Origin of the sequence: Sphaerisporangium corydalis (assembly GCF_025506355.1) — a bacterium.
In the GTDB taxonomy this organism is placed as follows: domain Bacteria; phylum Actinomycetota; class Actinomycetes; order Streptosporangiales; family Streptosporangiaceae; genus Sphaerisporangium; species Sphaerisporangium corydalis.
In genome coordinates this window covers 22,478-43,627 of record NZ_JANZYP010000006.1, presented here as the reverse complement: position 1 = coordinate 43,627, position 21,150 = coordinate 22,478, and the positions used below count along the sequence as shown (strand labels likewise).

19 protein-coding genes are annotated in these 21,150 nt (G+C 72.4%); 11 read left to right on the top strand and 8 right to left on the bottom strand.

Going from position 1 to position 21,150, the window contains the following annotated elements:
* Nucleotides 1-194: 194 nt before the first annotated feature.
* From NYZ98_RS06365 to NYZ98_RS06350, 4 genes are all read left to right on the top strand, one after another.
* Nucleotides 195-467, top strand: a complete 273-nt coding sequence (locus tag NYZ98_RS06365; protein ID WP_262841597.1) for a StsA-related sactipeptide RiPP — start codon at nucleotides 195-197, stop codon at nucleotides 465-467.
* Nucleotides 468-674: 207 nt separating this feature from the next.
* Nucleotides 675-2,135, top strand: coding sequence for a StsB family radical SAM/SPASM domain sactipeptide maturase (gene stsB / locus NYZ98_RS06360; protein WP_262841596.1), 1,461 nt, complete (start codon nucleotides 675-677; stop codon nucleotides 2,133-2,135).
* Between the two features lie 12 nt (nucleotides 2,136-2,147).
* Nucleotides 2,148-2,426, top strand: a complete 279-nt coding sequence (locus NYZ98_RS06355; protein WP_262841595.1) for a PqqD family protein — start codon at nucleotides 2,148-2,150, stop codon at nucleotides 2,424-2,426.
* A gap of 40 nt (nucleotides 2,427-2,466) precedes the next feature.
* Nucleotides 2,467-3,891, top strand: a complete 1,425-nt coding sequence (locus tag NYZ98_RS06350) for an NAD(P)/FAD-dependent oxidoreductase (protein WP_262841594.1) — start codon at nucleotides 2,467-2,469, stop codon at nucleotides 3,889-3,891.
* On the opposite strand, the gene NYZ98_RS06345 is transcribed toward NYZ98_RS06350, so the two are convergent.
* The 7 genes from NYZ98_RS06345 to NYZ98_RS06315 all read right to left on the bottom strand — a co-directional run bounded on the left by NYZ98_RS06345 (nucleotide 3,848) and on the right by NYZ98_RS06315 (nucleotide 11,529).
* Entirely contained in the window at nucleotides 3,848-4,531 is a 684-nt protein-coding gene (locus NYZ98_RS06345; protein ID WP_262841593.1) for a response regulator transcription factor, read from the bottom strand. The genes NYZ98_RS06350 and NYZ98_RS06345 overlap by 44 nt on opposite strands.
* Before the next feature lie 195 nt (nucleotides 4,532-4,726).
* Entirely contained in the window at nucleotides 4,727-5,761 is a 1,035-nt protein-coding gene (locus NYZ98_RS06340; RefSeq protein WP_262841592.1) for an acetylserotonin O-methyltransferase, read from the bottom strand.
* The gene (locus tag NYZ98_RS06335) at nucleotides 5,758-7,134 is read right to left on the bottom strand and encodes a cytochrome P450 family protein (protein ID WP_262841591.1); all 1,377 of its coding nucleotides are present in this window, start codon (nucleotides 7,132-7,134) and stop codon (nucleotides 5,758-5,760) included. The genes NYZ98_RS06340 and NYZ98_RS06335 overlap by 4 nt, the downstream gene beginning before the upstream one ends.
* A gap of 16 nt (nucleotides 7,135-7,150) precedes the next feature.
* Nucleotides 7,151-8,593: a TfuA-like protein gene (locus tag NYZ98_RS06330; RefSeq protein WP_262841590.1), complete on the bottom strand. Its 1,443-nt coding sequence runs from the start codon at nucleotides 8,591-8,593 to the stop codon at nucleotides 7,151-7,153.
* Entirely contained in the window at nucleotides 8,593-9,723 is a 1,131-nt protein-coding gene (locus NYZ98_RS06325) for a YcaO-like family protein (protein WP_262841589.1), read from the bottom strand. The genes NYZ98_RS06330 and NYZ98_RS06325 overlap by 1 nt, the downstream gene beginning before the upstream one ends.
* Before the next feature lie 49 nt (nucleotides 9,724-9,772).
* Nucleotides 9,773-10,585, bottom strand: coding sequence for an ABC transporter permease (locus NYZ98_RS06320; RefSeq protein ID WP_262841588.1), 813 nt, complete (start codon nucleotides 10,583-10,585; stop codon nucleotides 9,773-9,775).
* Between the two features lie 2 nt (nucleotides 10,586-10,587).
* Nucleotides 10,588-11,529 (bottom strand): ABC transporter ATP-binding protein, encoded by a 942-nt coding sequence (locus NYZ98_RS06315; RefSeq protein ID WP_262841587.1) that lies wholly within the window; start codon nucleotides 11,527-11,529, stop codon nucleotides 10,588-10,590.
* Between the two features lie 377 nt (nucleotides 11,530-11,906).
* On the opposite strand from NYZ98_RS06315, the gene NYZ98_RS06310 reads away from it, so the two are divergent.
* From NYZ98_RS06310 to NYZ98_RS06290, 5 genes are all read left to right on the top strand, one after another.
* Nucleotides 11,907-13,817, top strand: coding sequence for a BTAD domain-containing putative transcriptional regulator (locus NYZ98_RS06310; protein WP_262841586.1), 1,911 nt, complete (start codon nucleotides 11,907-11,909; stop codon nucleotides 13,815-13,817).
* 110 nt (nucleotides 13,818-13,927) lie between these two features.
* A complete protein-coding gene (locus NYZ98_RS06305; RefSeq protein WP_262841585.1) occupies nucleotides 13,928-14,179 on the top strand; it encodes a LuxR C-terminal-related transcriptional regulator in 252 nt (83 codons plus the stop codon).
* Nucleotides 14,180-14,260: 81 nt separating this feature from the next.
* Nucleotides 14,261-15,448, top strand: coding sequence for an acyl-CoA dehydrogenase family protein (locus NYZ98_RS06300; RefSeq protein ID WP_262841584.1), 1,188 nt, complete (start codon nucleotides 14,261-14,263; stop codon nucleotides 15,446-15,448).
* A 7-nt stretch (nucleotides 15,449-15,455) separates the two neighbouring features.
* Nucleotides 15,456-16,661, top strand: coding sequence for an acyl-CoA dehydrogenase family protein (locus NYZ98_RS06295; protein WP_262841583.1), 1,206 nt, complete (start codon nucleotides 15,456-15,458; stop codon nucleotides 16,659-16,661).
* 610 nt (nucleotides 16,662-17,271) lie between these two features.
* The gene (locus tag NYZ98_RS06290; RefSeq protein ID WP_262841582.1) at nucleotides 17,272-17,655 is read left to right on the top strand and encodes a hypothetical protein; all 384 of its coding nucleotides are present in this window, start codon (nucleotides 17,272-17,274) and stop codon (nucleotides 17,653-17,655) included.
* 2 nt (nucleotides 17,656-17,657) lie between these two features.
* On the opposite strand, the gene NYZ98_RS06285 is transcribed toward NYZ98_RS06290, so the two are convergent.
* The gene (locus NYZ98_RS06285; RefSeq protein ID WP_262841581.1) at nucleotides 17,658-18,761 is read right to left on the bottom strand and encodes a glycosyltransferase family 4 protein; all 1,104 of its coding nucleotides are present in this window, start codon (nucleotides 18,759-18,761) and stop codon (nucleotides 17,658-17,660) included.
* Between the two features lie 190 nt (nucleotides 18,762-18,951).
* Between NYZ98_RS06285 and NYZ98_RS06280 the strand changes: the two genes are divergently transcribed.
* Together NYZ98_RS06280 and NYZ98_RS06275 are read left to right on the top strand one after the other, a co-directional pair.
* Nucleotides 18,952-19,776, top strand: a complete 825-nt coding sequence (locus NYZ98_RS06280; protein WP_262841580.1) for a PIG-L deacetylase family protein — start codon at nucleotides 18,952-18,954, stop codon at nucleotides 19,774-19,776.
* A gap of 163 nt (nucleotides 19,777-19,939) precedes the next feature.
* Nucleotides 19,940-21,004, top strand: a complete 1,065-nt coding sequence (locus NYZ98_RS06275) for a lysylphosphatidylglycerol synthase transmembrane domain-containing protein (RefSeq protein ID WP_262841579.1) — start codon at nucleotides 19,940-19,942, stop codon at nucleotides 21,002-21,004.
* Nucleotides 21,005-21,150: the final 146 nt, after the last annotated feature.

Sequence of the window (21,150 nt, the reverse complement as noted above, 5' to 3'; positions counted from 1 at the left end):
CTGAAACGGCCGATCGGCGACCACAAGTGGTCCGGGCACCCACGTTCGTGTGGTTGCCGTCCGGCCTTTCACGCGTTTCCGCATCGCTTTTGAAAATGCCGATGGCGAGCCCACGTTTGTGGGGTTGTGCCACCTTGTCGCCGTCGGCCCATACTCGACCTGCAACGCATCTCACCAGATAGAGAGGTGAAGGCATGGCCTTCGATCCGAGGCAAACTCTGCGCGATGCCGGAGTCCTGAGCAGCTCGACCCGCCCGGAGATCGAGGAGGCGTTCGCCACCTTGACCCGCGAGGAGACCGACCTGCTCGTCTCCCTGAAGTCCCGGCTTCCCGCCGTCCTGCCTGAGGTGATGGCGCACTCCGGGGACGGGCAGTGGACCACCCCCGAGGTCGAGGCGCACGACCTCGACGCGGCGGCGTCCTGCCTGTGTGGAGCCTGGTCCGGATCCGGATCGGGAGCTAACTAGTCCGAACGGCTCGCAGGCGCGGGGCCCGCCCCGGGCCCCCCCCCCCCCCCCCCGGGCCCCGACCGCCCCCGGGGCGGGGGGGGGCCCCGGGGCCGTATCGGGATCGGGAGCTAACGCGTCCGAACGGCTCGCAGGCGCGGCCCCGGCCGCGTGCCCCCCGGCAACGGTCCGGGGCCGCGCCTGCCGCTGGAGCGTGAAGGGGAACGGATGCCTGGGAAGCTGGCCGGAAACCGCGCGTTGTTCGACGTGCCCGAAGGCCTCACCTACTTCGTGCACGACGACGACCACCTGGTGGTCAATCCGCATGTGGGCGGTCGGTGCGTCCTCAATCCGCGTGAGTTCGGCGTCCTTTCCGCCCTGGCCCGGCCGCGGGCCGGCGGGGAGCCGGCGCCGCTGGAGCAGACCGACGAGACCGAACGGGCGCTCGCCAAACTCATTCTGAGCTGGATCGTCTATTACAACGGGAAACACCCGACGGTACGGATAAAGGAGCCGCCGCTCCGCCAGGTCTACTACGCCATCACCGACGGCTGTAACCTCCGTTGCCCCTACTGCTACGCCTCGTCGGAGAAATGCCTGCCGGGTGAGCTCAATACCGCGGAATCGCTCGACCTGGTCTCCCAGATCGCCGACTTCGGGGCCGAGATCCTGGTGTTCACCGGCGGCGAGCCGATGCTCAGAAAAGATTTGTTCCAGATCGTGGAGTACTCCGATTCCCGGGGCCTGAAGTCGAACATCGTCACCAACGCCACGATGATCAGGAAGCCGGAGGTGGCACAGCGGTTCGCCGAGCTGTTCAACTCCGTGACGGTGAGCGTCGACGGCGGCACGGCCGAGACGCACGACCGCACCCGGGGCGCCGGCTCGTTCGACAAGACCTACCGCGCCCTCCAGCTCCTCAACGAGGCCGGCGTCGTACCGAAGATCAACCACATCGTCACCTCGGACAACATCGACGAGCTCGAGGACTTCGCGACGTTCATCGAGGGGCTCGACGTCCACAGCATCCGGCTGATGTACCACAACAACCTGGGCCGGGGGGTGAGCGACGAGTACGACTTCGGCTGGCAGGACCACATGCGGATCCAGGAGATCGCCTGGACCTCGCCCGCCGCCGGCAAGCTGAGCCCCGACGGCCCCAAGGCGATGTCGCCGTGCTCGGTGCGGGCCAACTGCGGGATGGGCGGCAACGAGATCTACATCAACTCGCTGGGCGACGTCTACCCGTGCAAGCTCGTCACCGGCCGGCCGCACCACGCGGGCAACCTGCGGCGGCAGTCGCTGGCCGAGACCTTCGCCAGCCCGGTCCTGCGTGACATGCGCAACAGCTCGGTGTTCGGCGGCGACTTCCACGCCGACTGCGCCAAGTGCTACATCAAGTCGTCCTGCGGCGGCGGGTGCCGCGCCGCCCACATGGCGGAGTCGGGCGACCTGCGGCGCAACAGCCGGCACCAGTGCAGGATCCTGCGGCACGGCCTGGCCACGCAGCTCTGGCTGGAGGCGGGGATCAGCCCCGCCGAGCTCGCCAAGAAGAACGTCGAGATGACTACGCCCCTCCTGGTCGCCAACGGTGACGTGCACCCGGTCTTCGACGACTGGAAGACCTATGTCCCGCCCTCGCCGAACGTCGTCAAGCTCGGCGAACTGCTCCCCATAACGCCGGTATAGCGGAGGTGAAGTGTGTCGCTCCGAATCAACGACGCAGTGATATGGCAGGAGACCGCCGAAGGCATCTCGCTGTACCACACCGAGACCGGGGATTTCCGCACTCTGAACTCGACGGGCTCCCGCATCTGGATGCTCGTCGAGAGCGACGGGGAGCGTGAGCCGATCGTCTCGAAGCTGTCCCACGAGTTCGCCGGCAGCAACACCGCCGTGAGCAGGCGCATCCGGACGGACGTGCACGACTTCATCGGCACCATGATCGAGAGCGAGCTGATCGAAGAGCGCCCGGCATGAGGCGGTCACCTGCCCGGGACGCCCCGCCGTCCCCGCGTCCATGACCAGGGCGGTCGTCCTGGGCGGGGGGTTCGCGGGGGTGCTGGCCGCCGCCGTGCTCGCGAGGCACGCCGACGACGTCGTGCTGATCGAGAACGACCACTACCCGTCCGGCCCGCGTCCCCGGCGGGGGGTGCCCCAGTCGCACCACAACCACGTGCTGGTGACCGGCGGGGTGACGGCGCTGCGCGCGCTGCTTCCCGGCGCCGTCGAGGAGCTCTTCGCTCGGGGCGCGCAGCCGCGCGGTCTCCCCGGCGACGCGCTGATCCTCGCCCCCGAGGGATGGTTCCGGCGCCTGGACACCGGCGCCGGCCTCATCGCCTGCAGCCGGGGCCTGCTGGACCAGGTGGTGCGGACGCGCGCGCTGGGCGACGACACCATCTCCACGTGGCAGGGCGCGCGGGCGCTGGGGCTGACGGGGGACGCGACCCGGGTCACCGGGGTCCGCGTCGTCCGTGAGAACGGCCCGGTGGAGACGGTCGGGGCCGATCTGGTCGTCGACGCGACCGGGCGCAGGTCGAAGGCGCCACGGTGGCTGGCCGAGATCGGCGCGCCGGAGGTCGAGGAGGTGACCGTCTCCTCGGGGCTGGCCTACTCCACATGGGTCTACCAGGCGCCCGCGGAGCTCGCCGCCGACCTTCCGGCGATCATGCTGCACCCGCGTCCGTCCGGCGGGCGGCCGGGCCAGGGGGCGACGTTGTTCCCGATCGAGGACGGCCGGTGGATCGTCACCCTGACCGGCACGCGGGGTGGCGAGCCGCCGGCCGACGAGCGGGGCTTCCTGGACTTCGCGCGCTCGCTGCGCGACCCGATCGTGGCCGACCTCATGGCGGCGGCCACCCCGCTCGGCCGCATCCGGCCCTACCGCGACACCTCCAACCGGCGGCGGTTCTTCGAGCGGGCGGCCCTGCCTGACGGGTTCGTGGCGCTCGGCGACGCGGTCGTGGCGGTGAACCCCGTGTACTCGCACGGGATGTCGGTCGCCGCGCTGGGCGCGCTCCGCCTGGACCGGGAGCTGAGGCGGGGCGGGTACGCGCCGTCCCGTTCCTCCCGTCTGCGGGCGGCCATGGCGGCCGAGGCGGAGAGGTCGTGGCTGATGGCGATCCGGCAGGACGGCGGGCATCCGGAGGAGGGCCGGCGTGAGGTGTCCCCGGCCGAGCGCCAGGTCCGCACCCGGCTGACCCGGGCCGCGCTGAGCAATCGGGAGCTGGCCGCCGACCTGTTCCGCGCCCAGACGCTGATGGCCACCGACGCGGGGAAGGACCGTTCGGCGCTGTTCCTGGCGCTCTCGGGGAGGCCGGAGACCCTGCTGACGACGGAGGAGGCGGTCACGCAGTACCCCGCTCTGCACAAGTGGTGGCTCTCCGGGCCGCCCGCGCAGGTCAGGCCCGACCGGGAGCCCGAGGGTGGGGAGAGGCGCTCGTGATGTAGCCGGACTCGTAGGCGATGCCGACCGCGTGCGCGCGGTTGGTCGCCTGCAATTTGGTCAGGATGCGGGCCAGATGGGAACGGACCGTTCCAGTGCCGATGCCGAGTTTCTCGGCGATGCCGGCGTTCGACAGCCCGGTCGCGACCAGGGTCAGCACCTCGGCCTCGCGCCGGGTGAGCGCGGCGAGCTCGTGGTCGACCCCGGTGACCACGGCGGCGACGCGGTCGCGCAGCCGCGTGATCATGGAGCCGGAGATGAACGTGTGGCCGGCGGCGACCGTCCGGATCGCGTGCACGATCTCCTCGGACAGCGACTCCCGGTGCAGGAAGCCGCCGACGCCCTCGCGCAGCGCGCGGCCGAGCAGCTCCTCGTCCGGCGTCTCCGAGACCAGCAGCACCTGCGTCCTGTTCCTGGCCAGCGCCGCGACGATCGGCGCGAACTCGGCGCCGGCCGCCTGCCGCAGGGCCGCGTTCACCACCGCCACCCTCGGCCTGCGCCGGACGACCAGGTCGGTCAGCCGGTGCGTGCCGCTGGCCTCCCCCACCACGCACACGCCGGTGCCGACGTGCAGCACGCTCCTGAGCCGGGCACGCACGGCGCGGTCCGGCTCGCCGACGACGACCCGCACAGCGGGCATCACCTCACCTGTGGACCCCAATTCGCCCCGTTTTGTCACCTGGAAATCTCAATTGAGCGAGTTTGCGCCACCGGCACACTATGCGCGCCCGCCCACCGGACCACCAGAGCAGGGACGTTACTCAAGCCGCCCGGCCACGTGCGCGGGTACTCATCCGGGCCCGCGCCCGTGCTCAGACCGCGCCCGCGTCCGTGCTCAGACCGGGTCGGCGACCAGGATCCTGATCGCCGAGCCCGCCAGCGGCGGCGTGACGCCGGCCAGGTGGAACCCGCTCGCCGCGAACAGGTACCGGAACTCGTCCCCGCCGCGCTCCCGGCCGCCGGTGTAGACGAGCATGGCGATGTCGCTCATGACGACCCCGGACGCCTCGGGGGTGTCGAGCCGGGGCGGCAGCACCGGCTCCAGCACCAGCAGGCGCCCGCCGGGCGCGATCGACGCGCGGCAGCCGCGCAGCAGAGTGGCGCACCGCTCGTCGTCCCAGTCGTGCAGGACGCCCTTCACCACCAGCACGTCGCCCTCCGGCACGCCCTGGAAGAAGTCGCCCGTCTCGATCGAGCACCGGTCGGCCACCCCCGCCCGCCGGAACGTCCCGGCGGCGCCCGCCGCCCCCTCGGCGGTGTCGAACAGGATCCCCCGGGCGCCGGGCGCGGCCGACAGGATCGCGGCCAGCACCGTGCCGTTGCCGCCGCCGATGTCGACCACCGTGCGGGCGCCACCGAAGTCGTACGCCTTGGGCACCTCGGGCGCGATCTGCTCGGCGCCCTCGCGCATCGCCGTGTTGAAGATCTCCGACAGGCCGGGATGGCGGGCGAGATGGTCGAAGAGCGGCCGGCCGTGTACGTGGTCGAACGCCGCCTCGCCGGTCCGCACGCCGTGCGTCAGCGCCCCCCACGCCCCCCACGTGGCGGGGTCGCCGAGCAGCAGCACGCTGGAGCGGATCGACAGCGGGTGAACGGCGAGCAGCGGCCGGCCGAGTTCGGCCAGGGCGAAACCCCCGGCGCCGTCCTCCTCGGCCACGCCCAGCACGACCAGCGCGCGCAACAGCCGGCGCAGCGCCCCCGGGTCGCACCCGAGGGCGCGCGCCAGCTCCTCCACCGGCCGCGCGCCGGCGGCCAGCCCCTCCAGCACGCACAGGCGGACGGCCGCGTACAGGATCTGCGAGGTGGCGTACCCGAACGCCATTTGGGACAGCTTCGCGTACCCCTCGTGGCTCGTCACGTGGTCGGTCATCGGCGGGACCCTTTCACCGGGGGGCGCTGCCGGAGCAGCAGGGGCAGGCGGCGCACACCGTGCAGGAACAGGTCCGGCGTCCACTCAAGGCCGGCCGGGTCGGCGGCCAGGGCCATACCGGGGAAGCGGCGCACCAGCGCGCCGATCGCGGCCCTGGCCTGCAGCCGCGCCAGCGCCGCGCCGAGGCAGAAGTGAATCCCGTGGCCGAAGCCCAGGTGCCGGTTCGGGTCGCGGCCGATGTCGAAGACGTCCGGCCGGGGGAACACCGCGGGGTCGCGGTTGGCCGCCAGCAGCACCGGCAGGACGATGTCGCCCCGGGGGATCACGGCGTCCCCGAACCGCACGTCGGCCAGCGCGTACAGCGGCCGGGAGTGCCCGACGGGCCCGTTGAACCGCATCGCCTCCTCGACCATGGAGCCGATCATCTCCGGCCGCGCGCGCAGCCGGTCGAGCTGGTCGGGGTGGCGCAGCAGTTCCAGCACGCCGTTGCCGATGAGGTTGACCGTCGTCTCGTCGCCGGCGAGCAGCAACTGGAACACACTGGACACCAGCTCCTCATGGCTGATCCCCGCACCGTCGCGCTCCGCCCGCACGAGCCGCGACAACAGGTCCTCGCCGGCCCCGCCAGGCCGCCCGTCGTCGTCCGTACCCGGCCCGGCCCGCCGTCCGTCCGCGTCCGGCCCGGCTTGCCGTTCACCGGTGTACGTGTCCGGGCGGGCCCGCCGTTCGTCGATCCGTTCGTTGACGTACGCGACGAACTCCAGCCCGGCGCGGCGCACCTGGGCCGCGTCCCGGCCGCGCAGCATGGCGTCGCTCCACCGGCGGAGCCGCGGCAGGTCGGCGGCGGGGAAGCCGACCAGCTCGGCGACGACCATGATCGGCAGCGGCAGGGCCAGCGCCTCGATCAGGTCGACCTCTACCTCGGCCTCGCCCCCGGTCTCGGCCCCGGTCTCGGCCCCGGCGGCCAGGCCGCCGGCCAGCTCGCCGACGACCTGGTGAACGCGCCGTTCGAGCGCCGCCACGGTACGCGGGCCGAACGCGGGCGCCATCAGCCGCCGCAGCCGGGTGTGGTCGGGTGGGTCGAGGTTGAACATGTTCCGCCTGACCATCGCCAGCGGGTCGCGGTCCCACCTGCGGTGCACCGCCGCGAGCTCGGGCGGCAGCCGGTCCAGTTCCCGCCCGAGGTCCGGGTGCAGGAGCGCCCGCTGCACGTCGGCGTACCGGGTCAGGTACCAGAACGCGCGTCCGGACGGGCTCACGTGCCGGTGGACCGGCGCCTGCTCGCGCATCCGGTGGAAGAGCGGATGCGGGTCGGGCCGATGCTCGGGCCCGGCCGGATCGAACACCCGGCCGACCGTGGTCGCGCTCGTCATGAGTGCGGGGCCATGTTCAGCGGGTCCTGGCGGCGCGGGCGTTCTGGACGTCCATGGCGAAGAACCTGGTCACGGTCCGGCCCAGGTCCTCCATGCCGAAGAACCCCCGCCGGGCCATCTCGACCTCCGCCGAGGTCCCGCCCCGCTTCCAGTGCCGCAGGAAGAGCTTCGCGCAGACCTCCGGTGGCGGGACGACCACCCGGCCGCGCGTCTTCTCCGCGACCTCGTCGGCGTGGGCGACCAGGCCCGTCCACTCGGCCCACCGGCTCGACTCCTTGACCCGCGCGAGGACGTCCGGCCGCCAGTCGGCCGACTGCCAGACCGGCCACACCCGCACCATGACCAGCCGCAGCCGCTCGGCGACCGGAAGCGTGGCCGCTTCGGCGCCGGTGAGCCAGGAGGCGAGGGCGGGCGGCAGATCGGGGTCCTCGCCGGCCCCGAGCCGGGCGCGGGCGTACGCGTCCACCTCCAGGCCCTGGGCCTCGGCGAAGCCCGCGAGGAGTCCGGTGAGGACCTCCTCGTGCAGCCGGGGGTAGTCCTCGCCGAACAGCCGCGCCGCGTTCAGCACGTCGAGGTCGGACATCCACCTGCCCGGCGCGTACTCGCGGGTCGACCGCCACCTGAGCGCCTCGTAGTGGATGACCCCCGTCAGCGCCTCGTCGGCGACCCACCCACCGGCTGGGGCCTCGTCAGCGGCCCACGCATCGGCCGGGGCCTCGTCAGCGGCCCGCGCATCGGCCGGGTCAGCGGCCCGCGTACCGGACACACCGTGCAGGACCTCGCCGCCCGCCCGCGTACCGGACACATCGGCCCGGCGGGTGGCGGTTCGCAGGGCCGACAGCGCGTCCAGGCGCTTCAGGTCCCACGCGCCCGTCCCGATCATCCGCTCCAGCGTGCGCAGCGCGTCGTGGTCGCCGCAGCCCAGCTCGCCCGCCAGCTCGTCCCACGTCCGGTGGGTGAACGGCCTGGCCTTGGCCACCTCGACGATGCGCTCACCGGCCGCCGCCGGGACCAGGTCCGTCCTGGCCCCCTCCTGGCAGCCGTAGCGGAGGTTGACCATGGCCACCGTGCCGGCGGGGTACCCCCGTTCGGCGGGCCCGTGCAGGATCGCGACCTCGTCGTCCCCGTCGACCTCGCCGGTCGCGTACATGCGGTACACCGACCCGACGCCGGTCATGCCGTAGGGGCTCAGCTCGGCAGCGCGGAGCGCGCCCATGCTCGCGGCGCCGATGACGTTCACGCCCGCGTCGAGCAGCCAGAGGATCTCCTTGTGGCCCACCGACAGCCGCTCGCGGTAGTAGCCGTCGATGATGACGGCGGTGTCGTCCCGGCCCCACTCCTCCTTGAGCAGGTCGCCCCGTGCGGCGGGCGGGCGCACCCGCGCCTGCGGGACCACGCCGAGCACCTCCTCGCGGGAGATCGTCGGCCCGGCGTACACGACCACCTTCGCGGGGCTCACTAGAACACCTCCGGGATGACGCGGCTGCCGGGCGCCACGACTCTGACGACGGGCACCCCGATGTCGTCCCTGGTCAGGTCGACGACGAGCGGGGCGTGGGAGAACGCGACGGCGGCGCGCTTGACCACGTCCTCCAGGTCGTCGACCAGGCTGCCGTGCGCTGGCGCCTCCTGGATCGCCTCGCCGTCCGCCGCCGGGACCGGCGCACGCCTCGGGCCCGGGTCCTTGTGGACCTCCGGCCGCAGGTCGTCACGCGCCCCGGAGACGTAGCCCAGCCTGGACTGCGCGGCCTCGGTGATCGCCCGGGTGAGCGCGATCTCGGAGCTGAGGTGGCAGCCGTAGCCGAGGAACGGCGGGGGGTAGTCCTCGCAGGTGATCCGGGCCAGGAAGCACGGCACCCCCGTGGCCGACGGCAGGGACCTGACCTCCAGGGCGACCCCGGCCCGCGCGAGCATCGCGCACAGCTCGTCGACGACCGGCGACCCCAGCGTGGCCGGTCCGACGCGGACGCCCCGGTCGCCGCCGGTGAGCGACGCCGTCACGGCGTCCCGCTCGATCACCTCGTAAAGGGCGTGCAGTATGCCCTCCACGAGCGTGTTCCCGCTGGCCAGGCCGTTGGTGGACTCGAAGAACACCGGCGGGTTCCAGCCCTGCCTGCGCGCGAGCGTGAACGCCACCGCGTCGCGGGGCACGAGCGTCTCGGCGCCGTCGACCAGCGACCAGCCGGCGACCCAGTCCAGCGGCAGCCCGTCGTGCAGCACGGTCGGCGTGGAGAGCGGCAGGTCGCGGACGTCGTACCCGAGGTGCCCCGCGACCTCGCGCGGGGAGGCCGTCGCGATCGCGGGCATGGGCTGCTCGGCGTGCCAGAGCTCGACGGCCTCCATCGTCGCCGACAGTTTCGCCAGCTCGGGGGTGACCCCCTTGCCCTGCGACACGGCCAGCGTCCTGGAGGTCGGTCTGATGGCCTGGTAGGTGGGGATGCCGATGGTGTCGAGCCTGGTGATGTCCGCGACCCGGGTGATGCCCACCTTCCGCGCGGCGCGGCGGGCCATCTCCGAGGTCGCCGCCGGGTCGCGGGCCCTGTCGGTGCCCGGCAGCCGGACCTTGGACTGGTCGGAGTCAGAGAGCATCCAGGAAAGAGAATTGTCTGTCCGCATCGTCCCTCGCCCTTGTACGGGATCAGATGTTGCGTGCGCGGTTGAGCAGGCCACGGCCGCCCACGGTGTAGCCCACGACCGCCATGACGACCAGCACGAGCATGTTCCCCCACGCGTCGGCGAAGCCGAACAGCGCGGCGTCCCGCATCCCGTTGATCGCGTACGTCAGCGGGTTGACCGCCGCCACCCACTGCAGCACCGTCGGCATGCTGTCGACGGTGTAGAGCGACGGGGCGCTGAAGACGAGCACGGGGATCGACACGTTCGACAGCACCATGAAGGCCTGGAAGTCGGTGATCGTGATCGCCACCGCCAGGTACAGGCCGTTGAAGGCCAGGGCGGCCAGCGTGAGCGCCGTCAGCAGGCCGAGCCAGCCTTCCAGGTCGAAGGGGAAGTCGAAGATGAGCACCGCCACGCCGAGGCCCAGCAGGCTCTGCGCCAGCACCAGCGACACCCCGGCGATAACCTTGCCGAGCAGGAACCGCGACCTGCGCAGCGGGTAGGACCACAGTTGCGTCGCCACCCCGCTCAGCTCCTCCTGGAACAGCGCCATGCTGGAGGTCCCCGCCGCGCTGACCACCGACATCGCCAGCGTCATGGGCAGCAGGAAGACCGCGAACCGCACCTCGACGCCCCGGTAGCCGACGACGGTGACGAGGTTGCTCAGCGAGGTGTTCACCAGCAGCAGGTACACCAGCATCGGCGTCAGGCCGAGGATGAGGTACACCCGGTTGCGGGCGAGCAGCGCGTACTCCCGGTAGAGCACCGCCGACAGATCGGCCGCCTTCGCGGTACCGGCCGGGGGGGCGTTGTCGAACCGCAGCGTCTCGGTCATGGTCACCCCTCGTTCTCGGTCATCCGGAGGAAGGCCCGTTCCAGCGAGTCCGAGGCGGTGGAGACCCCGCTGATCGCGACCCCGTGGTCCTGGCAGTGCCGCGACAGCTCCGGCAGCACGTCCCGCACCTTCGCGCCGTGGACGCGCACCTCGAACTCGGCGGCCGTGGCCGTCAGCCCGGCCTTCTCGGCCCAGGCCGCCACGACGCGCGCCGCCTCGGGGTCCTCGACGGTCACCAGCATGTGGGTGCTGCCGAACTCCTCGACGATCTCGCGCGGCTTGGCGAAGCGCAGCACGCGCCCCCGGTCGATGACCAGGACGCGCTGGCTGTTGCGCTCAAGCTCGTCGATGTGGTGGCTGGTCCACAGGATGGTCACCCCGTGCTCCTCGCGCAGCCAGGTCACGAAGCGCTCGACCTGGCGGCGCCCCGCCACGTCCAGCCCGGCGGACGGCTCGTCCAGGATCAGCAGCCGCGGGATGGTGAGCAGCGCCCGCACCAGTTGCAGCCGCTGCCGCTGGCCGCCGGAGAGCTGGAAGCACAGCCGCTGCAGCGCGTCGGTCAGGCCGAGGAAATCGGCCACCTCCAGCGCCCACGGCCGGGCGTCGCGCCACTTCAGGCCGCGGAAGCGGGCGGCGATCCGCAGGTTGTCGAGCGCGGGCAGCATCATGTCGAACGGGCCCGACTGGTGCATCGCCCCGATGCCGCTCTTGGCCTCGACCGGCTGGCGCACCGGGTCGGCGCCGAAGACGCGCACCTGGCCTGAGGTGGGGGCGGTGACCCCGCAGATCATCTTGATCAGGGTGGTCTTGCCGGCGCCGTTGGGCCCGAGGAGGCCGATGGTCTCCCCCTGCGCGATCTCGAACGAGACGTCGTCCACGGCCGGCCTGGCGCTTCGCCGATAGCGTTTGGTCAGCCCTTCGGCCGTCACCACGTCACCCGACACGGTCCCACCCTTCACTTCGCCGTCCGTCACGTCCCTGCCGGTCCACCGAGCGCCCGCCGATGGTCGAGTATCGCCTCGTGACAAGGAGGTGGCACAACCCCACGAACGTGGGCTACCGATCCCGATCGGGCGGAGATCGCGGGACGGCGCCTCTGCCGAACGACAGGTGGTTCATCTGCCGAACGACAGAGGGGCGATTGTGCGTCCCGGCCGGTCCGATGACCATCGGCGCATGGACGACGTCACCACGAGCGGCGGCTACGAGCCGCCGTCCCTCCCCGGCCCGCCCCTCGCCCCTGGTGCGCGCGTGGTTCGGAGCTGAGCCGCCGCCGAAGCGAGTCTGTATGGGATACCCGAGGCGAGGCGGTGGATTCTCAGTGAACTTCAATCGGGGACCCGGCGATGTTCCGTACACCCTGCGGATGCCGTCCGGCCCTCCCGGCGTGACCTGGCACCTTCCGGAGGAGATCGTCGACCCCACGGTCCCCCTGCCCTGCGTGGTCCTGGCGGATCGCGCGGGGCTCGCCGAGTTCGCCGTGCTCCAGCGGGGGCTGCGCACCCTCGGCGTGCCGAGCGTGCGGATCGACGCCGGGTCGGTCGCCGACCTGCGGATCCTCACCCTGCACGAGGACGGGTCGCTGACGGTGGACGGGCGGCGCGTCATCCCCACGGTCACCTGGGTACGGCACTTCTCGGCGCGGGCCATCCCCGAGGGGGACGGTTCGGCGCCGTCGCTGTTCCGGGCCGACTCCTGGTGCGCCCTGGTCGACCAGATCTCGTCGCTGTCGGCGGTCCGGCTGCCCGGCGGCGCCGACCCGGGACGGCTGGTCCAGCTCGACGGCGCGGCGCGGGCGGGGATCCGCACGCCGCGGACGATCGTCACGACCGACCCGGGGGCGGCGAGCGCGGCCCTGTCGAGCGACCGGATCATCGTCAAGGCGCTCAACCGGCACTTCGTGGAGACCGAGCCCGGCACCATGGAGGGGATCTTCCCGGAGATCATGGACGGCGCCCGGGCCAGGTACCTGGCCGTACGGGACACGCCGATGATCGTCCAGGAGTACGTGGACCACCGGGCGGAGCTTCGCGTGTACTACGTGAACGGCGAGATCCGGGCCTTCCAGGTCGGCAAGTCCTCGCCGGAGGCGATCTGGCGCGACGCGGCGTCGGTGGCGGTGCGCCCGGTGGCGGTCCCCGAGGCGGTCGAGGAGGCGGTGCACAAGCTCGCCGAGCTGTGGGGGCTGCGCTACGGCGCCTTCGACTTCCTGCTGACCGAGGACGGGCCGGTCTTCCTCGAGGTCAACCCGGACGGCGACTGGCGGTGGTTCGAGTCCAAGGCCGGCGTTGACGACGTCTCCATCTCCGCGTTGTCCATGGTGCGCACGCTGCACCGCCAGGCGACCCGGCAGGGGTCCTCCACGATCGACCTGGCCGGGTTCCTGATGCTGGGCACCGACAGGACCGGGCTGGCGCGGGACAGGACGCCGAGCATGGACGCCTGCGTGCTCGGGGCGCTGGAGATCCGGGTGGACGGCGCGATGGTGCACATCAGCGCGCGCAAGGCCCGGCTGCTGGCCGCCATCCTGCTGTCGAGCTCGAACCAGGTGGTCCCGACCGACCAGCTGATCGACTCCCTGTGGGGCGAGCGTCCGCCGCCCACGGCGCGCAAGAACCTCCAGGTGTACGTCTCGGCGTTGCGCAGGAAGATCGGTGACCGGATCTCCTACGAGGGCTGGGGGTACCGGCTCGACGCCGGGCCCGACGACCTCGACCTGCTGAAGTTCCGGCACCTCGCCGGGGCCGGTCGCGACATGCGGCGCAGGGGGGACGCCGAGACGGCGCTCGCCCTGCTCGACTACGCCACGCGCCTGTGGCGGGGCCGGCCGCTCGCGGAGTTCTCCGGTGTCCCGCTGATCGACGAGGCGGTCGCCAGGTTCACCGAGCTGTATCTCACGATCAACGAGGACTGGGCGGAGCTGGAGATCGAGCGGGGCAGGCACGTGGAGGTCCTGACCGGGCTCGACGACCTGGTGCCGTTCTTCCCGGCGCGTGAGCGGCTGGTGGCGGCCAGGATGACGGCGCTGGCCGGCTGCGGGCGCGCGCCCGAGGCGCTGTCGCAGTTCGAGACCGTGCGCCGGTACCTCGCGGCGGAGCTCGGCATCGACCCGAGCCCGGTGCTCCGGAGGCTGTACGAGGAGATCCTCCAGGGCAAGGCGCCCCGGGGGACGGACACCCCGGCGCGCCCGTGGGACTCCCTGATCACGGGAGGGCGGGGCCACGCCCGATAACCGGCCGCATGGTCACGCCATACCGGTGGTTAAGCGGGCCTGCCTAGAGTCGGTGACGAGGCACCTCCCCACAGCGCTTGCGGCGAAGTCGATCCGACCAAGGGACACTCATGGATCTTGCTTCCGACGACCGGGTAAATGATCGCGACAGATGGTTGATCGTCATGCTGGCTCGGGGGTACACGACGACGAGGATCGCCCGCGAGATGCATCTCAGCAGGTACACGGTGGCGGAGCGGATCGGCAAGCTCCTCGACCAGTTCGCCTGCAGCAACCGCAGCCAGCTCGTGGCGTACTCCTACGCCCACGAGCTCCTGCACGTGGGCATCTGGCCGCCCGGCACGCCCGGGGCCGTCCGCTGAACCCACCAAGCGATTGCTGGAGTCGCGGCCACGTGGCACGATACCTCCGCCGGGAGGGGATACGACCATGAGCGTGCGACCATGAAGATCGCCTACACGCCAGAGCAGGAGAGGCTCCGCGCGGAGCTTCGGGACTACTTCACCGAGATCATGACACCCGCCCTCCGCGAGGAGATGTCCGGGGGCGAGTCCGCCACGATGGGCAAGGACAGCGCCTACTGCCGGATCATCCGCCGCCTGGGCCAGGACGGCTGGCTCGGCATCGGGTGGCCGAAGGAGTACGGCGGGCAGAACCGCACCATGGTCGAGCAGCTGATCTTCGCGGACGAGGCGATGGCCGCCGGGGTCCCGATCCCCCTGCTGACCCTCGGCAGCGTCGGGCCGGCCCTGATGGAGTACGGCACGCCGGAGCAGAAGGACTTCTTCCTGCCGAGGATCCTGGCCGGGGAGATGCACTTCGCCATCGGCTACTCCGAACCCGAGGCCGGCACCGACCTCGCGGCGCTCCGCACGCGGGCCGAGCGCGACGGCGACGAATGGGTGATCATTGGGCAGAAGATGTGGACGAGCGTCATCAGCGCCGCCGACTACGTGTGGCTCGCCGTCCGCACCGACCCCGAGGCCGCGCGGCACAAGGGCCTGTCGGTGTTCCTGGTGCCGACCGGCACCCCCGGGTTCGGCTGGTCCCCGGTGCCGACGATGGCCGGTCAGGTCACCAGCCAGACCTTCTACGACAACGTCCGGGTGCCGGACGGCGCGCTGGTGGGCCGCCCCGGCGACGGCTGGAAACTGATCACCGGCCAGCTCAACCACGAACGCGTCGCGCTGTGCTCGGCGGCCGGGATCCAGGCCGTGCTCGCGGGCACCCGCGACTGGGCGGCGGCCACCCGCCTCGGCGACGGGCGCAGGGTCCTGGACCAGGAGTGGGTCCAGGCCAACCTCGGCCGGGTGCACGCCAAGGTCGAGTTCCTCAAGCTGGTCAACTGGAAGATCGCGTGGGGTCTGGACCACGGGGTCAAGGTGGGCCCGGCGGACGCCTCGGTCACCAAGATCTTCGGAACCGAGTTCGCGATCGAGGCCTACCGCCTGCTCATGGAGTGCTTCGGCGAGGACGCCCACCTGACCGACACCCCCGGCGCCGTGCTGCACGGGCGGATCGAGCGGATGTACCGCACGATCCTGATGCTCACCTTCGGCGGCGGCACCAACGAGATCCAGCGGGACATGATCGCGATGATCGGTCTCGGCATGCCACGCCCGCCACGCTGAGGACGACATGGACTTCGCCTACACAGAGGACCAGCGCGAGCTCGTACGGCTCGCCGGCCGCATCCTGACCGACCGGGTCACCCACGACTCCCTCACCGAGCTGGAGGGCCGGGGCGCCGAACGGTTCGACCCCGGCCTGTGGTCCACGCTCGCCGACGCGGGGCTGGTGGGCATCGCGCTGCCCGCCGATCTGGGCGGGGGCGGGTACGGCACGCTGGAGCAGTGCCTGGTGCTGGAGCAGGCCGGCCGCGTGCTCGCCCCGGTGCCGCTGCTCGCGACGGCGGTGCTCGGCGCCTGGCCCATCGCGGCCTTCGGCACCTCCGAGCAGCGGGAGAGGTGGGTGCGCCCCGCCGTACGGGGCGAGCTCGTCCTGACCGCGGCGCTCGCGGGCCCGGCCGGCGCGCCCGGGGTGACGGCCCGGCGGACCGGCGGCGGCTGGCGGCTCGAAGGCGTCAGGACCGGGGTCCCGTACGCGACCGTGGCCGACCTGATCCTGGTCCCGGCCGGGGAACGGATCTTCCTGGTCCCGGCCGGCACGGCGGGCCTGACGGTCACCCCGCAGCGGACGACGGCCAAGGAGGTCACCGGCCTGCTCCACCTGGACCTCACGCTGCCCGACGACGCGCTGCTCGGCCCCGGCGCGGACGCCCAGGACGGGACGGGCGCGGAGCCGGACGCCCAGGACGGGACGGGCGCGGAGCCGGGCGGCCAGGGGATGGCAGGACGGCTGCGGGAGATGGCCACGCTCGGGCTGTGCGCGGTCCAGCTCGGCGTCACCGCCCGCGCGCTGGAGGCCGCCGCCGAGTACACCGGCAAGCGCCACCAGTTCAACCGCCCCATCGGCTCGTTCCAGGCCGTCGGCCACCGGCTCGCCGACGCCCACATCGACGTCGAGGCCATCCGGCTCACGATGTGGCAGGCCGCCTGGCTGCTGTCGGAGGAGGCGCGGGCCGAGGCGGCGGCTCAGGGCACGACGGCGGACCAGGAAAGGCGGGCGGCCGAGGCGGTGGCCACGGCCAAGTTCTGGGCGGCCGACGGCGGGCACCGCGTGGCCCACGCGGTCGTGCACGTCCACGGCGGCATGGGCATCGCCGAGGAGTACTTCGTGCACCGCTACTTCCTGCACGCCAAGCAGGCCGAGTTCACCCTGGGCGGCGCCACCGAGCAGGCGCTTCGCCTCGGCGCCATGCTGGCCGCCCCCGGGCCGGCGTGACGCCTCCCCCGGCGCCTTCGGCGTACCCGTGCCGGCCCCCTCGGCGCCCGGCGCGGAGGGGGCGGTCGCGGGAGCTTGCAACAAAACAGGTTGCCAGCGGAAACATTGCGTTTTTAGCCTTCAGCTATGTCCACCCCCGTCACGGACCCGCGAACGCCCCGCCCGCCGGGGTGCGAGCCCTCCCCCGCGAGGGGTTCGTTAGGGGTTCCGTGGCCTATCAAGATCAGAGAAACTGAGGTCGGAAGCGTCTGCGGCGGCCCAAGAAAGGGTAAACAGGAGGTGAGGTCGGGTCCACGCACCTCGCCCGGCCGTTGAAATACCCATTGGGGAAAAGGACCTGTCCGCCGACGAGCGACGAGGGAAGTGTGAGCCCGTACCGAAGGAGAAGGTCATGAAGCGGATTCTCATCACACCACGGCCCAAGCCAGTACGTCGTCCCAGCCCTCTGGACCTGCGCAGCCCCTCAGGCCGAGTACTCCCCTTCTAGCGCGTACCTTCTCCGGACCGGCTCCTCCAAGCCCGTTCCCGCCCGTGCAGGCACGGTGAAAGTGATCCGCAAGTTGCCGTCCCTAGCCTGTCCATCGCGACAGACCACTAGGAAAGGCACACAATGAACGTCACCGTCACCCGCCGGATCCTCGCCGTCTCCTCGGCGGCCGTCCTCGTCTCACTCGCCTCGGCGTGCGGCGGCGGTAGCGCCAAGGCCTCCTGCGAAGGCGCGATGAAGGCGTTCCAGGACTACACCACCCAGATGTCGGCGGCCACCGGCGACCTGGGCGGCATCAACAAGGCCGGCGCCGCGCTGGCGACCAGGCTCAACGAACTGTCCGGCCAGGCCGACGGTGAGCTGAAGACGACGCTCGCGGACCTGTCGACCACCTGGAGCGGTCTCAAGATCGACGCTTCCGACCCCGCCGCGGCCGCGGCCAAGCTCCCGCAGTTCGCCACCAAGGCCTCCGAGGCCACCCAGAAGCTGGCCTCCGCCTGCTCCTGACGTCAGACCCTGGCCGCCGCCAGCTCGTACGAGCGCTCGAACCCTTCGAGGACGGCCGGCCAGGCGCACCGGGTGAGCTCGGTCTCCCGGTTGTGCCGGGCGATCAGCTCGCGCAGCTCCCGGTCGCGCGCCAGCCGCGCGACCGAGCGCACCAGCTCGTCGAAGGTGCCGCCGAGCAGGCCCTCCTTGCCCGGCCGGACGAAGTCGGCGACCCCGCTCTGCGCGCGGGCCACCACCGGCACCCCGGCGGCCCGCGCCTCCAGGGCGGCGATGCCGAACGACTCCCTCGGCGCCGGCGCGACGAACACGTCCGCCGAGGCCAGCAGCTCGCGGATCTGGTCGCGGGAGTAGCGGCCCGGCAGCGACACCCACCCCTCCATGTCGTGGGCGCGCAGGAAACGCACCATCGAACCGCGCGCGGGCCCGTCCCCCACCAGGGTGGCCCGCATCGCGACCTCCTTCGGCACGCGGCGCCTGGCCTCCAGCAGGAGCCTGAGCAACCGCACCGGCTGCTTGCGCGGGGCCAGCCGTCCCACGGCCACGATGTGCACCTCGCCCGTCCCCTCGGGGCGCGCGAGGTCCGCCGGGCGCCACGCCGAGACGTCCAGCCCGTTGGACACCACGTCCACGGGCACCCGCCGCCCGGCGACGGCGCGGATCGGCACAGCGGCGGCCTGGCTGACGGCGGTGCCCACGATGCGCCACCGGCTCCACCCGAACACCCCGTCGAGCCCCCGGTAGACCGCGCGCGTGACCGGGTCCCACATGCTGTGCACGGTCACCACCACCGGCAGCCCGGCCCGCACGGCGGCGCGCACGCCCATCCAGGCGAACGGCGACACCGCGCCGGTGTGGACGTGCACGACGTCCGGGCGCCGTGCCGTCATCAGGCGGAGCAGGTGGCGTCCTCCGAAAGGGTGGACCGGCAGGTCGAAGGGCATCCGGGCGACGACGCGGTGGACGCCGGCGACGCGCTCGCCCGGGGTCGCCGTGGCCACCTCGACGTGGTGACCGGCGTCGGACTGCGCTCGAACCAGATCGGCCACCTGCACCTCGATGCCCCCGAGCCGGGGCAGGTAGCAGTCACTGACGTGAAGGATCCGCACCCCGCCAGCCTGGCAGAGCCCGCGACCCGCTTCAAACGCGGCCGTACCGCCCCCGTGAGCGGCCCGGCCCGGCCCTCCTGGGCGCCGTGACCGGTGACGACCGTTTTGACGGAGTTCAACCGGACTTCTGGACCCCCGCCCGGGGGAGGCGCCGGGGACGCGGGGAACGGCGCCGTGGAATCATTGCGGCGTGGCACGTACCGCGGTCTTCTTCCACGCCCATCCCGATGACGAAGCGCTGCTGACCGCCGGGACCATGGCGATGCTGGCGGCCGAGGGGCATCGGGTCATCCTCGTCGTGGCCACCGCCGGCGAGCGCGGGCTCGCCGACCTGCCCCACGGCGACCGGCTCGCCGAGGCGCGCACGGCCGAGCTGTACGAGTCGGCCGCCGCGCTGGGGGTGGCCCGCGTGGTGCTGCTCGGCTACGGCGACTCCGGGCTCGGCGAGGGCACCGGCGAGAGCGACGACCGCCCGGAGAACTCCTTCATCGACGCCGACATCGAGGAGGCCGCCCAGCGGCTGGCCGCGGTGCTCAAGGAGGAGAGCGCCGACCTGCTGACGATCTACGACCCGGCCGGCGGCTACGGCCACCCCGACCACGTCCAGGTCTACCGGGTCGGGCAGCGCGCGGCCGAGATCGCCGGGACGCCCATCCTGCTGGAGGCCACCGTCAACCGCGACCCCCTGCTCAGGGGGCTCCGGCTCGCCCAGCGCTTCTACCGCTTCCCCCCCGAGTTCGACGTGCGCTCGTTCGAGCGGGCGTACTCCCCCGGCGAGGTGATCACCCACCGGATCAACGTCCGCAGGTTCGCCAAGGTCAAACGGGCCAGCATGGCCGCCCACGCCTCCCAGGCGACCGGCGGCGACACCGACCGCACGCTCGCGGTCATGCTGAGGATCCCCGGCCCGCTGTACCGGCTGATCTTCGGCACCGAGTGGTACGTGCGCCGCGACCTGCCGCCGGGCACCCGGCGGACCCACCCGTTCGACGACCTCCCCCCGCAGACCGGATGAGGGGGACGGCAGGGCGCGGACCCGGTTCCCGCTCAGGGTCGGATCTCCTCCGCGAGGATGAGATCGGCCCGGCGGCCGCTGGGCAGACTGGGAGCCGCCCGCACCACCGGCCGCGGGAGAGGCGGCGCGCGAGAACGACACCGGACGAGGCAGGGGGCACCCGATGAGGAACAAATGGGTTCAGGCAGGCCTTTCCGTGGCCTCCCTCGCCCTGGCCGTCCTACTCGTGGTGTTCCTGCCGCAGATCGTGCACGGGCTCACCGGCGCCAACGTGAGCTGGACCGAGATCGGCGCGCAGTTCGCCGCGCTGAGCTGGCGGACGATCCTTCTGATGGGCGTGCTGTGGCTGGCCAGCCTGTACGCCTACACGTTCGTGATGACCTCGGCCCTGCCGGGGCTCTCCCACCTCCAGGCCCTGACGCTGAACGCCGCCGGGAGCGCCGTCAGCAACCTGCTGCCCTTCGGCGGCGCGGCCGGGGTGGCGCTGACCTTCGGGATGACCAAGGGATGGGGCTTCGCCACCCGCCCGGTCGTGGTCTACACCCTGGTCACCGGCATCTGGAACACCCTGTTCCGCTTCATCCTGCCCGCGGCCGGCATCATCGCCCTGCTCGTCGCCGGGCGCATCCCCGACTCCCGGGTGACCAACGCCGCGTGGGGCGGCGCGGTGTCCATCCTGGTCCTGGTCGCGGTCGTGGCCGCCGCGCTCTACTGGGAGCGGGCCGCCACCCTGCTCGGCCGCGCCGTGGACGGGCTGCTCGGCCTGCTGCCGCGCCGGATCCGCCCGCCCGCGCGGTTCGCCTCTGACGCGATCCACCGGCTGCGCGCCGACACCGCCGAAATCGTCCACCGGCGGTGGCCTGGCCTGTCGCTCGGCATGTTCGCCTTCCTGGCCCTGCAGTGCCTGATCATGGCGTGCTGCCTGGTGGCGACCGGCTCCTACCCCGGCCCCGCCGAGACCGTGGCCGTCTTCGCGGTCAGCCGCGTGCTCACCAGCGCGCTGATCACCCCGAGCGGCGCGGGGATCATGGAGGGCGGCACCGCCGCGCTGCTGATCGCCTTCGGCCAGCCCGCCGGCCCGGCGACCGCCGCCGCGATCCTGTTCGGGTTCTGGACGTACACGATCGAGATCCCTTGGGGCGCCCTCGCCCTCGGCGCGTGGTCCCTGCTGCGGCGACGCGGCGCCGCCGGCGACCACCGCTCCCCGCAGCCCGCCTCGCACTCCTAGTCCCGGTGCGCACATCGTCAACGAGCGGACGCCGGTACCTGTAGCCTCGTGACACCCGTGGCCGTGTCGAGGCCCCGTTACGGGCGGGCATATAAGGAGGGCGGGCCTTGTCGAACACCTTGTGCGTCCTTGACGGGCCCGCATAG